General features: G+C 59.0%; 12 protein-coding genes. 6 read left to right on the top strand and 6 right to left on the bottom strand.

The window, feature by feature from the left end; all coding sequences use genetic code 11:
- Positions 1 to 13 precede the first annotated feature (13 nt).
- Positions 14 to 880 (bottom strand): bacteriorhodopsin, encoded by an 867-nt coding sequence (locus tag K3175_RS07175; protein ID WP_221542685.1) that lies wholly within the window; start codon positions 878 to 880, stop codon positions 14 to 16.
- Positions 881 to 1,020: 140 nt separating this feature from the next.
- On the opposite strand from K3175_RS07175, the gene K3175_RS07170 reads away from it, so the two are divergent.
- Complete coding sequence (locus tag K3175_RS07170) at positions 1,021 to 2,307, top strand: DUF2254 family protein (protein WP_221542684.1); 1,287 nt, start codon at positions 1,021 to 1,023, stop codon at positions 2,305 to 2,307.
- 8 nt (positions 2,308 to 2,315) lie between these two features.
- Positions 2,316 to 3,629, top strand: a complete 1,314-nt coding sequence (locus K3175_RS07165) for a DUF2254 domain-containing protein (protein ID WP_345719337.1) — start codon at positions 2,316 to 2,318, stop codon at positions 3,627 to 3,629.
- Here the strand turns inward: K3175_RS07165 and K3175_RS07160 are convergent.
- A complete protein-coding gene (locus tag K3175_RS07160) occupies positions 3,613 to 4,530 on the bottom strand; it encodes a DMT family transporter (protein ID WP_221542682.1) in 918 nt (305 codons plus the stop codon). The genes K3175_RS07165 and K3175_RS07160 overlap by 17 nt on opposite strands.
- 54 nt (positions 4,531 to 4,584) lie before the next feature.
- On the opposite strand from K3175_RS07160, the gene K3175_RS07155 reads away from it, so the two are divergent.
- On the top strand, positions 4,585 to 5,694 hold the full coding sequence (locus tag K3175_RS07155) for an alkene reductase (RefSeq protein WP_221542681.1): 1,110 nt from the start codon (positions 4,585 to 4,587) through the stop codon (positions 5,692 to 5,694).
- A gap of 106 nt (positions 5,695 to 5,800) precedes the next feature.
- Here the strand turns inward: K3175_RS07155 and K3175_RS07150 are convergent, their stop codons facing one another.
- Complete coding sequence (locus K3175_RS07150) at positions 5,801 to 6,112, bottom strand: hypothetical protein (protein WP_221542680.1); 312 nt, start codon at positions 6,110 to 6,112, stop codon at positions 5,801 to 5,803.
- On the bottom strand, positions 6,109 to 6,780 hold the full coding sequence (gene lipB, locus K3175_RS07145) for a lipoyl(octanoyl) transferase LipB (RefSeq protein WP_221543166.1): 672 nt from the start codon (positions 6,778 to 6,780) through the stop codon (positions 6,109 to 6,111). Before lipB ends, K3175_RS07150 begins: the two co-directional genes overlap by 4 nt.
- 59 nt (positions 6,781 to 6,839) lie before the next feature.
- Here lipB and K3175_RS07140 point away from each other — a divergent pair, with 59 nt between their 5' ends.
- Entirely contained in the window at positions 6,840 to 7,673 is an 834-nt protein-coding gene (locus K3175_RS07140; RefSeq protein WP_221542679.1) for a hypothetical protein, read from the top strand.
- Here the strand turns inward: K3175_RS07140 and K3175_RS07135 are convergent.
- Positions 7,670 to 8,278, bottom strand: a complete 609-nt coding sequence (locus K3175_RS07135; RefSeq protein ID WP_425594835.1) for a class I SAM-dependent methyltransferase — start codon at positions 8,276 to 8,278, stop codon at positions 7,670 to 7,672. The genes K3175_RS07140 and K3175_RS07135 overlap by 4 nt on opposite strands.
- 121 nt (positions 8,279 to 8,399) lie before the next feature.
- Here K3175_RS07135 and K3175_RS07130 point away from each other — a divergent pair, with 121 nt between their 5' ends.
- Complete coding sequence (locus tag K3175_RS07130; RefSeq protein WP_221542677.1) at positions 8,400 to 9,731, top strand: MFS transporter; 1,332 nt, start codon at positions 8,400 to 8,402, stop codon at positions 9,729 to 9,731.
- A gap of 4 nt (positions 9,732 to 9,735) precedes the next feature.
- Here the strand turns inward: K3175_RS07130 and K3175_RS07125 are convergent, their stop codons facing one another.
- Positions 9,736 to 10,080: an arsenate reductase family protein gene (locus K3175_RS07125; RefSeq protein WP_221542676.1), complete on the bottom strand. Its 345-nt coding sequence runs from the start codon at positions 10,078 to 10,080 to the stop codon at positions 9,736 to 9,738.
- Between the two features lie 163 nt (positions 10,081 to 10,243).
- Between K3175_RS07125 and K3175_RS07120 the strand changes: the two genes are divergently transcribed.
- Entirely contained in the window at positions 10,244 to 12,343 is a 2,100-nt protein-coding gene (locus K3175_RS07120; protein ID WP_221542675.1) for a TonB-dependent receptor, read from the top strand.
- Positions 12,344 to 12,357 lie beyond the last annotated feature (14 nt).

Below are 12,357 nucleotides of genomic sequence, written 5' to 3'. Positions count from 1 at the left end.
CCGGTCTCAGCCGTCAGTCTCCCCTGCGCGAGGCGACTGCCGAGCCAAGCGGCGAAGTCTCGAGCGCTTCGGCTGCCGGGACATAGCCTTCGAGCGCCGAGCGACGAAGGACATAGCGGCTCAGGATGAGGCCGTAGATCAGCTTCGACGAGATGTCGGCAACCGAGAACAGCAACTGGCGGATGACCACCACATCGCCATTGAAGCCAAGCTGCGGCAGGGCATAGGCGATGGGATAGATGCCCCAAGTGGCGAGGAAGTACCACCAGATGTTCTTGGGCCACGCCTTCAGTTCGGCCGGGCTGTTGGCCACGCCGATCGAGATGACGCCGCGGACTTCGATGATCAGCCATACGAAGAATATCGTCGAAATCACGCCCCAGATGTTGAAACGCGACCAGTCACCCGTTTCGCCGAACTGGCCGTAGAGACCGGTCCAGATCATCAGCACGGCGGGCACGATCATGCGGAGTGCACGCTTGTGAAGATCTGGCCGGGCGATGCCGAATGCGATAGCCAGCTGCGTCAGCAGAATGGGGACCGTGATCGTCCAGTTTCCATATCGGAAAGCGTTGGTGAAGCTCTGATTTTCGGCCAGGGGTCGATAGACGCCCGCGACCAGTTCGTAACTGCTCTGCCAGAGATTGAATTCCCGCAGCAGGCTGAGCCCGGCAGAAGCCATGACCACTGCCGAAAGGATGGGAACGATGCGATACCGCGGCGCCAATTGCAGTGACATCATGAGAAAGAAGAGAATAAACGCGAAATGCGCGCCGTAGCTGACCATCAGGATCAGCGATCCGCTGGTAAATTGTTCGGCTGTAAGGGTGACGAGGTTCTCGATACTCCCCAACTGAGCCACAGCTTGTTCAGCAATCATGCCATTGTCCTTCGAAAAAGGGGGACTTGCCCCAATTGAAGCGACACTGCCCAGTCCTTACCCCCTTAAGCTGTGCGCGTAGCAACCAAATCGCGATTTCACGGTTGTGTTCCTGACTAAGTAATTGTGGGGTGCGCTTTTTGACTGGACCAAAACCGATAAACGACCTGTTCGGCTGGTTCGTGCACCGTCTCACTGCCAATTATTGGTCCTTGGCGCTTTGTGCCGTTATTGCCGCGCCGCTGGTCTTCGCCGTCAGCTTGCATGCCGATCGCAACGGGCTCACTGCCTGGATCCTTGACCGGAACCTCGCCCCCGTCGCCTCGGCGGAAACTGCGCGTGATGCTGCGGCGCTGATTGCCGGCATAGATGCGGCTTTCCTTACCCTGTACTTTTCCATCTCATTAATCGTTTTGACCATTGCAGCAGGCAATCTGGGCGTGCGGCTCATTGACCGCTGGTTGGCCAAGCGTCTCGTTCGCGTATCCATTGCCGGGCTGTGCTTCACCCTGATCCATGCCACCCTGACGATGAACGCGATGGACGCGGATGCCGATCTCATCGACACCCCTCTCGCCACTTTCGCCTCCACAGTTTTCCTATTGATCGTCAATACGGTCATGCTGGCCGTGGCGACCCACGATCTCGGGCGCACGATGTTCGTCGACAGGGCAATCGACGCCGTCGCGTTCGACGGGCGAACCAGCGTAATCGAGCTTACGCCGGTTCTACAAACCGACATGAGATCGGGTGACGGCGTGCGAGCACCGCGAAGCGGATATGTCGAAGGGGTAGAGCTGAAGCGGCTGAGCGAGGCACTTGCCGACAGCGGAAAGTCGCGGCTTGAAGTCGCCCCCGGCCAGCATGTCCTAAAGGGCCAACTGCTTGTCTCATGCGAGTCAAATTGCGGAGATCCGAAAGCAGTTCTCAGGGCCATCCCGATCGGCAAGTTTCGCAGCAATACGCAAGGCGCCGTGTTTCAGATCCGCCTGCTGGTCGAAATCGCGGCCCGCGCGCTTTCCCCGGCCGTCAACGATTTTTACACCGCGCTGGCTGCTGTCGACGCGTTGACCGAAGTCGCTTCCGGCCATTGCGGAAACTGGATAGATGAAGGAAGCGTCCCCGTCAGCGTGGATTACCCGACCATCGCGTTACCCGGACAGGATTTCCGCGGGCTCTTCGAAGATCCCCTTGCTGCCCTGAGACAAGCCGCGGCGGATTACCCCTCTGTCTCGCTGCGTATCCTCGGAAACCTTCGGCGGCTTATCCGTTTGCATTGCTCCGACGCGCCGGGCCTCGTAGCTTTTCTCACCGAATATGGTGCCGAACTTCACCAGCAAGCGCGTGCGCGGTGCGAAATCGACAAGGACAGGAATGCGCTCGATCTTAGTCTGGCGCAATTGAGGGCAGAGGCAGGGACTGGATGACCGCTTATTTGAAAAAGATCTGGCTCGACGTGAATGCGAGCTACTGGTTCCTTCCTGCCCTCTTCTCGATTGCCGCCCTTCTCCTCGCCACGCTAACATTGTGGCTCGACCGCAATGGCTACGCGACTTCTGTCACCGACGTCAGCTGGTTGCAGCCCGCACGTCCCGATGGGGCCAGCAACATGCTGTCGGTCATTGCGGGTGCGATGATCGGCGTGGCCTCCACCGTCTTTTCGATCACCATCGCCGCGGTCGCGTATGCCAGCGGTAATTACGGGCCGCGGCTCCTGACGAACTTCATGGAGGACCGCGGCAATCAGTTCAGTCTTGCCACCTTCATCGGTACCTTTGTTTATTCAATCCTGATCCTTCGCACCGTGCGCGCGGAACATGAGGCTCCTGCTGATTTGCAGGATCCGATCGCCTCCGGTTCCCTTCCTGGGTTCGTGCCTCAGCTGTCCATGCTCACAGCCTTCGCGCTCATGTTGCTAAGCGTGGCGGTGCTTGTTTACTTCCTCAATCACATTCCAGCGTCTATTCGCATCAATACCGTTCTGAAGGGGATCGGAGCGAGGTTGCTGGAAGAAATCGAGGATCGATTTCCCGATAATAATGACGGTGAAAATACTGGAGGAGCCCCCGATGGTGTTCCGATAGTTTCCCATGCCACCGGATACGTCCAAGCTATCGGTTTCGCGAAGCTCGAAAAGCTGGCGGAGAAGGAAAACGGCAAGCTGAAACTGGCTGTCCGCACTGGCGACTTCGTACATCCAGATGTGACTATCGCCTATTGGGCGGACATGGATGTGGTTGAGGACTGCCCTGATGACGAGGTTCGCGCGGCCTTCACACTTGGCAGCATGCGTACACCCAGTCAGGATATGCAGTTCCTGATCGACGAGCTGGTAGAAATCGGGCTCCGAGCCCTTTCGCCCGGCATCAATGACCCTTTCACTGCAGTGACCGCAGTCCACTGGCTTGGCGCAGCCACGGCTGAACTCGCGCGGCGAAAGTTGACGCGGTCCTTTGCGGCAGCGGGCGAGGAGCCCCATCTCATCTTGCTTGAAGACGATTTCGACCATTTCGTAAGGCGCGGTTTCGGCGCCATGCGCGGAGGGCTGGCAACGAACCGCATTGCTGCCCTGGTGACTTTCGACGCGCTGGTCGACGCTGCATCGACGCTTGATGACGAGACCCGTCGGGCGGAACTGAAATTACAGGGAGATTTGCTGCGTGAACAGGCGCGTGAGCACCTCGTCGGCCCTGAGCTTCACGAAGTAGAGGCCCGCTACCAACAGTTCCTCATCAGGATGAAGCGGTAGGAGCGCGCTGGCGAGGAGTGCTTTTCGCCAGCAGCAGTGCCGCAGCGATCAATCCCATCCCGACAATATCCAGCGGAACGAGCATTTCGCCAAATGCCAGCCATCCGACGCTCGCCGCCACCGCAGGTTGAGTCAGCAACGCCATCCCGATGATGAACGGGGAGAAATTCTTGAGAGAATAGACGAGCAGGCCCTGCCCCACGACCTGACTGCTGATTGCCAGCAGGAGGACTGGTGTCCATCCGGCGCCGCCTGGCCAGATAGGTTCGCCCGCTGAAATCGCCAACGCGAGCAAGAGCGGTGATGCCGCGATGCAGACCAGCAGCAGCACGCTCCACTGGCCCAGGGCCGTGCGTGCGCGTTGGCTGGGAAGCAGATAAAACGCGTAGCATACGCCTGCAAAAAGGCAGAACAGGTCGCCCACGAAATTCTCGGCCGAAATCTCCAGACTGCGCCCCAGCAAAATGGCGGCGCCAACAAATGCCGCCATAACGCCGCCTGCTTCCCGCCAGGATGGCGCGCGGCGCAAAGCGATAAGCCCCCAGACCATCAGGATTACGCTTCCCGAGTTCCCGAAAAGCACGGCATTGCCGAGGCGTGTGCGCTCAATACCAACATGCCAGCTAGCCAGATCGGCCGCGAAAAAAAGGCCCGCCATCATAACCAGCAATGCCAGCTTCCTGTCGATCGGACCTGGCGTCCTGGCTCGCCATGCAAGGAAGGCGAACACGGGTATTGGAAGCAGTAGACGCCAGAACGCGGCCGAGATCGGACCGGTATCTGAAAGCCTCACTAGCCAAGGACCGAGCGCCAGCGCGACATTGCCAACGATCAGAGCGGCGAAGTGCCATGCATTCGTCTGAAAGCCATTGTTGTCCGGGCTGCCGCTTGTTTCGCTCATCCTCGCCACCTAGCTCCGGTTCCGTACAAGGCCAGCCAAAAAGGACTTCGCCGCATGCATGACAAATTGTTCGAGCCTCTTACCCTCGGGGCTATTCAGTCCGCCAATCGCATATTCATGGCACCGCTCACCAGAGCCCGCTCGACCCAGCCGGGGTCGATACCCAATGAGATGATGGCGACCTATTATCGCCAGAGGGCTGGTGCTGGCGTCATAATCTCGGAAGCGACAGGGATCAGTGTTGAAGGGCTCGGATGGCCTGCTGCACCGGGTATCTGGACTGATGAGCAAACCGAAGGATGGAAGCTCGTGACGGATGCCGTGCATGAGGAAGGCGGCAAGATCGTTCTCCAGATGTGGCACATGGGACGTCTGGTCCATCCCGATTTCCTGGGCGGCGATGCACCTGTGTCAGCCAGCGCTACCAAGGCCCCCGGCCATGCTCACACCTTCGAGGGCCGCAAGGACTACGAGGGAGCCCGTGAGCTTTCGAAGAGCGAAATTTCCAGGGTCGTCGAGGATTACCGCAAGGCGGCAGAGAACGCCAAAGAAGCCGGTTTTGACGGGGTCCAGTTGCACGGTGCAAATGGCTACCTTGTCGACCAATTCCTGCGCGACAGCACCAATCTTCGCGAGGATGAATATGGGGGTAGCCCGGAAAACCGCACTCGGTTCCTGCGTGAGGTTCTCACCGCCCTCGTCGATGTTTGGGGTGCGGATCGGGTTGGCGTTCGCCTATCGCCCAATGGCGAAACACAGGGCTGCGATGACAGTGACCCAGCCGCAACCTTTGGCGCGGCTGCAAAGGTCGTGGAAGAACTTGGTCTGGCCTTCCTCGAATTGCGGGAGCCGGGACCGAACGGAACCTTCGGATCTACCGATGTACCCAAGCAGAGCCCGCTGATCCGTTCGATCTATTCAGGCGCACTCGTCCTCAACAGCGACTATTCTCCGGAGCAGGCCGTTGCGGATATTGAAGCCGGGCGCTGCGATGCGGTCAGCTGGGGCCGCGATTTCATTTCGAACCCCGACCTTCCGGAGCGCTTCAGGATTGGCGGCGAGATCCAGCCCAATGTAAATGTGCCGCAGAGTTGGTACCTGCCAGGACCGGAGGGATATATCGATTATCCGACGCTTGATGAGGCGGAAAAAGCATCGGCCTGACCGGTCCAGAATATCAGCGAGCGCGGACGCGGCAGACCCGCTTCTGCGCTCGCTCCCATCTCAAGTTTGAACGCCTGCGGCCTAGAGCCTGCACATTGCCGCGCTACTAATCGACCGTGGCGTCGGGAGCGGCCTCGTCTGATATTTCGTCTTCACTAGCGCCTGCCTCTTGGGAATCTTCTGCCTCGGCAGCGCCCTGCTCGTTTCCATTTGAATTAGCGCCCTGGTCGCCATCTATTTGAAGCGGCGGTGACTGGGACCGCAGAGTATCGAGCGGAAGCATGTCGTCGCTTATGGTGCCGCCCAGGACCTCTCCCCGGGCGGTCGCATCATCGTCCTGCGTGGGATCAGGCGCTAAGTTTTCTCCGCACCCGGCGAGCGCAAGGCAAGCAGTGGTGTATATTAAAACACGTTTCACGGGAGGGAGCAGGCCTTTCCTTCAAGCGCGGCGAGGAAATCGCTCGCGCGGTTCTTGAGCGCCTTATCGAAATCTTCCGGGCGAATGTCGAGACCAAGCTTGGCCAGGCTGGTCACGCCGAATTCTTCTATACCGCAGGGCACGATCCCCGAGAAATGCGAAAGATCGGGTGCGATATTCACTGAAAACCCGTGCATCGTGACCCAGCGTCTGACCCGCACGCCGATCGCGCCGATCTTGGCTTCTCGCCCATCGATGTCGTGCGTCCAGATACCAATCCGGCCTTCCGACCGCCAGCATTGGACACCCAGATCCGCGAGCGTTCCAATCACCCAGCCTTCAACCGAATGCACGAAGCAGCGGACATCGCGGCCACGTTCCTTGAGGTTGAGCATCAGATATCCGATGCGCTGACCGGGACCGTGATAAGTATAGCGCCCACCACGCCCAGCCTCGACCACCTCGAACCGCGGGTCGAGCAACTCCGCGCCGTCGGCGCTGGTACCGGCAGTGTACACGGGGGGGTGCTCCAGCAGCCAGACCAACTCGCGCTGGTCGCCCTGCGCTATCGCCTGGTTTCGCGAAACCATGCTCTCCAGCGCCGCGCGGTAGGGTATTTGTCCCTTTTCCTCGCGCCATTCGATATTTTCGGGGAGTTCAGCCGCCATCGGCGATTGCGTGGCGATTGTCTTCACGCTTATCAAGAGGGAACGCAATGGGAGGCATTATGAAATTCGATCTGGATACGGCTTGGAAGGACACGACGCGCTTGCTGCGTGACGGGTTTGGACTGCTCGCCGTGATTGCAGGCGTGTTCTACTTCCTCCCCTATTTTGCCGCAGTGCTCTGGATACCCGGACTGGCAGAATTGTCGTCCGGCCAGATCGATCCCTCGTCCGCAGCAATGGAAGCCCGAATGAACGAGCTTTTGGCGGGCTACTGGTGGGCGCTCTTGTTGCTCTTTCTATTACAGAGCATCGGCTTTCTCGCCATGCTGGCGTTGCTGCGCCGACGCGCCAAGCCCACCGTCGCGGAAGCGCTTCAAATCGGAGCCAAGTCAGTTGGGACTTATTTGGTCGCGTCGCTTCTAGCGGGTTTTGCGATCGTTCTTCTATTGCTCGTGCTCGTCAGCATTCCCGCCGCAATCGGTCTGAGTGTCGCCGTCGTGATTGGTGCCATGCTCGCGACCGTCGGCGCGATCTATCTTTTCACCAAGTTATCCATCGTATCGCCGGTCATCGCAGTGGAGGGGGAATTGAGCCCAATCCGCTCGCTTGGCAGGGCATGGAGCCTCACCAAGGGCAACTCCCTTCGCATATTCTTTTTCTATTTCCTGCTCTTCATCGCCTATCTGGTCATCTCCACGATCGTCTCGATGTTAATCTCTCTGGTCTTCGCCTTGGGCGGAACAGAAATTCAGCTTTTCGGGCAGGCTTTCAACAGCGCGCTTGTGAACGCTCTCGCGGCAATTCTCTTCACCTGCGTTCTGGCGTCGGTGCACGCACAACTCACTCGCCTGCGGGAGCGCGGCGAAGATCGCGCCGGAACGGCTGCCAGCTAAGCTGCGGGCTCCTTCCACCCCCAGAACAGCTGGCACGGCAGGACGTTGAGGGGTTCGAACCCATTGTCGATACGCTCGAAATGCGGCGCCATGAAATCGCGCGCCTTGGCCGAGAATTGGTAGACCAGGAACGCGCCGCCAGGCCGGATAACCCGATAGGTGGCCGCGGCAATCGCCGGGCCAACGCCCTTGGGAAGGGTAGAGAACGGCAGTCCAGAAAGGACATAGTCGGCATTCTGATGGCCATGCGCACGCACGATCTCTTCAACGTCAGCAGCGGAGCCGAGCACGGCCGAAAAGCGGCTGTCGCGAAAGTGCTTCTTGAGGTAATCGATATAGAGCGGATTGGTATCGATCACGATCAATTGCCCATCGCGCGGAAGGCGATCGAGGACAGGCTGGCAGAACGTGCCGACCCCGGGTCCATATTCCACGAACACCTTGCACTCATCCCACTTCACGCGAGAAAGCATCTTGGAGATCGTGAAACGCGAAGAGGGTATGATCGAGCCGACCATTTTGGGATGCTCTAGGAAGCCCTTGAAGAAAACACCCCATTGACCGAACAGCCGCGCAGCCTTCTGTTTGACGCTACGGCGTTCGATTGCGCCGGTACCTTGTTGTCCGCTCAAGTAAAATCCCTTTGGCAGTCCCAATTGAAAGGCGCGGTTTGGCAGCGCCGCGAAAGCATTGCAAGCGTGGCTGGGCGGGCGTAGCGACTTCTCCATGGCCGACAGCGAACTCGAGAATGCTCCAGTGGCGCGTACGCGGAGCATTTCGCGAGAGCGGATGGCTTTGCTCTTCGCCGTTATGCTGACCACTGCCGCCGGCAACACGGCCATGCAGTCGGTCATGCCATCGATCGGGACCGCGCTGGAAATAGACGACGTGTGGATCAGCCTCGCTTACAGTTGGTCGGCTTTGTTGTGGGTTGTTTGTGCCCCCCTTTGGGCCCGAAGATCCGACAGACGCGGACGAAAGGCCATGATGGCCGTCGGGCTTATAGGTTTCGCCTCTTCGATGATCCTTTGCGGTTTCTCTCTCTGGTTAGGCCTGAAGGGGTTTCTCGGAGGTACGGCGGCCTTGATAGCGTTTGCTATTGCTCGGAGCCTGTACGGAGGTTTTGGAAGCGCCGCGCCACCGGCGGTGCAGGCCTACGTAGCCAGTCGCACGCCCCGGGCGGAGCGGACACAGGCGCTTTCGTTAATTGCATCCAGCTTCGGTCTCGGGACAGTAATTGGCCCCGCGCTTGCACCATTGATGGTGCTACCTTTCTTTGGGCTCACCGGGCCGTTCATCATCTTTGCACTGATCGGTCTGGCAACCTTGTTGGCCTTGCGCCTTCGCCTGCCCAATGACGAACCACAATTCCCCGCTCGGGGCCACAGTTACGATGCGCCTTATGCCGGCGCATCAACTTCGGACATCGGCCAGGAGGACGGTGAAGGCGAAGACTTGGCAGAACCCAGCACGCTGCGTTGGTTCGAACCGCGATTGCGTCCCTGGGTCACCGTGGCTCTGCTCGGAGGTCACGCTCAGGCGATGGTGCTCGGCATCATCGGATTTCTAATCCTTGACCGACTTGGCTTGCGAGATACACCTGCTCAAGGCACGGGACCTGTCGGGCTGGTACTGATGTGTGGAGCCATTGCAACGCTCCTTGCGCAGTGGGCCCTCATTCCGCGGTTGGATCTGGGGCCACGTGCGGCGACGCTGTCGGGTATAGCAATTGCGGCAGCGGGCGTCGCTTACCTCTCCGCTGCCCAGAACTTGCACGCAATTGCCCTCGCCTATGCCGTTGCCTCTCTAGGTTTCGGCTTATTCAGACCCGGCAGCACTGCAGGCACATCCCTTGCAGTGAATCGCGCAGAACAGGGTCAGGCATCGGGAATCACCGCGTCGGTTTCCGGCGCGAGCTTCATTTACGCTCCCGCCTTGGGCGTATGGCTTTATGGCCATTCCGATTGGCTTGGCTTCGGCCTGATTGGGGCGCTCTGCCTGACGGTGTTACTGTACGGATGGGGCGCGTTGGAGAGGGACAAGGCCCTCACCGCCTGAAACCCTAAAGGATCTCGAGAACGATATCTTGCGGGCGGCAGAGACGCACGCCCTTCTCGGTCTCGACAATGGGGCGCTCAATCAGGTTGGGGTCCGCAGCCATAGCGGCCAGCACCTCCGTCCCAGTCGCCTGGGTCAAGCCCCGTTCCTCGGCGTCCGTTCCGCGCAAGCGGAGCCCCTCATTCGGAGAGATCCCCGCATCTTTGTAAAGCTGCGCCAATTTTTCGGCAGTGGGTGGGCTCTTGAGATATTCGATCACTTCTACCTCGACTTTCGACAGGCTCTCAAGGATCGCCAGAGTCTTTCGCGAAGTGCCGCATTTCGGGTTGTGCCAGATCGTGGCTTTCATCTGAATATCTCCTTCAAGGCCGCGCTAGTGGAGAGATGTGTCTACGAAAACCCATTCCAAACAAATTTGTGCCGAGAGCTAATATAGGGGTTGCTAATGAAAATGGCTCGCAATAGCAGGCTGCCGCCGAGTCATCTTCGTTTTCTTCAGCCGAAAGTTACCAATGAACCGCGTTGCAACCCTCGCCTCACTTCTCGCCAGCGTCGCGATTGCAGGCCCCGCCTTTGCTGCCACAGCGGATGCGCAGCCTGACCGGGCTTACCTTCCCAGCGATATCATCGTGACGGGCGAAAGCTCGCAAACCTACGAGATCAAGGATGGTTCGACCGCTACCAAGACGCCGACGCCATTAATCGACGTTCCCCAATCGGTCAGCTTCATCACCGAGGACCAGCTGGAAGATCAGGCCGTTCACCAGTTGAATGATGCGCTGCGCTATGTTCCGGGTATCAGCATGGAAAGCGGCGAAGGCCACCGCGACGAGGTTTTCATCCGCGGCCAGGAAACAACTGCCGATTTCTATATCGATGGGCTCCGCGACGATGCACAATACTATCGCTCCCTATACAATATCGAGCGCGTCGAGGTACTTAAGGGGGCCAATGCTCTGATTTTTGGCCGCGGAGCCGGTGGCGGCGCGATCAATCGTGTTGCCAAGCGTGCAGAGTTCCAATCTGCCTTCAGCGGCGAGGCCTCGGTCGACAGCTTTGGCGCCTTCGCACTGCTTGCCGATGTGAACCAGCCTTTGTCCGATGCGCTCGCGCTGCGCCTGAATGCAACATATGAGGAATTCGACAACGACCGCGATTTCTACGAAGGCCGCTTCATCGGCATTTCGCCCACGCTCACCGCTGCGCTAGGACCCGACACCACGCTGACCGCCAGCTACACCTATGACAATGACGAGCGCGTCACCGATCGCGGTGTGCCCGCGTCCGGCACCGGCCCGCTGACCGGCTATGACAGCACCTTTTTCGGCGACCCCGATTTCAATTTCTCCGAGGCCGAAGTCAACATCGCGCGCGCGCGGATCGACCATGATTTCAACGGCGGGCTGTCTGCAAATGCCAGTGTCCAGCTGGCTGATTACATCAAGGCTTACCAGAACATCGTGCCGAGCCGCATCGAAGGCGAAGATGTGCTGCTCGGCGGCTATCGGGATACCACAGACCGCCGCAATTGGATCGGCCAGGCGAACGCAATCTGGGAAGCAGGCGCCGGCGTTATAGAATCGACGCTGCTGTTCGGCGTCGAGGCGAACAGTCAGGATACGCAGAATGCCCGCCAGAACGTCAGCTTCGACGATGGCGACCCGCTTACGGACGGGGACAATCGCACGCCGCTTGCGCAGACGATCTCGGTACCTCCTTACACGCTGCGTCCTGTCTCGCGTTCACGCGATAGCCAACTGTCTACCCTGTCCTTCTATGCGCAGGAGCAGTTGCAGATCGGCGAGCATGTCGAACTGGTAGGCGGTCTGCGTTGGGACCGGTTCGACCTCGAGACGCTCGACCTCATCGAAATGGTCGAAGGTGACCGTGTGGACGAACAGTTCAGTCCGCGCGCCGGCGTTATCGTGAAGCCAACCCCCGACCTGTCGATCTACGCGAGCTACGCAGAAAGTTTTCTACCCCAGGCTGGCGACCAGTTCGTTGTCCTGTCGCCGGACAACGCGAAGTTCGAACCGGAAAAGTTCACCAATTACGAAATCGGCGCAAAGTGGGCTCCGCTAGACAATGTGCTGGTGAGCGCAGCAATCTTCCGCCTGAATCGCAACAATACCCGTTTTACGGACCCGTTGACTGGCGATACTCTCTTGACCGGCAAGAGCCGAACCGAAGGCTTCGAAATTGGTGCGATCGGCGAAGTCACCGATTTCTGGAAAGCCAACCTTGGCTACACCTATCTCGACGGCGAACTGCTTACCGACAGCGCCTTCGGTAGTGCGGGCCAGCGCCTGCAGCAGTTGCCCGAACATTCCGTCAGTGCGTGGAACAGGTTCGATATTAATCAACAGATCGGCTTCGGTCTTGGCGTCATCCACCAGTCGGACCAGTTCGCAAGCTTCTCCAACGACGTCGTTCTGCCGAGTTATTGGCGAGTCGATGCCGCTGCCTATTACACGGTGAGCGACAAGCTGAGCCTCCAGCTGAACATCGAAAACCTTTTCGATGAGAGTTATTATCCCAGCGCCCATGGTGACAACAACATCCAGCCCGCGGACCCGTTCAGCGCGCGGATCGGGCTTCGGTTCGAAATTTAGTCCCTAAAAGATCG

The organism is Qipengyuania aestuarii, assembly GCF_019711535.1.
GTDB lineage: Bacteria > Pseudomonadota > Alphaproteobacteria > Sphingomonadales > Sphingomonadaceae > Qipengyuania > Qipengyuania aestuarii.
The sequence above is the reverse complement of the archived record's forward strand: the minus strand, read 5'-3'. Positions and strand labels throughout refer to the sequence as shown.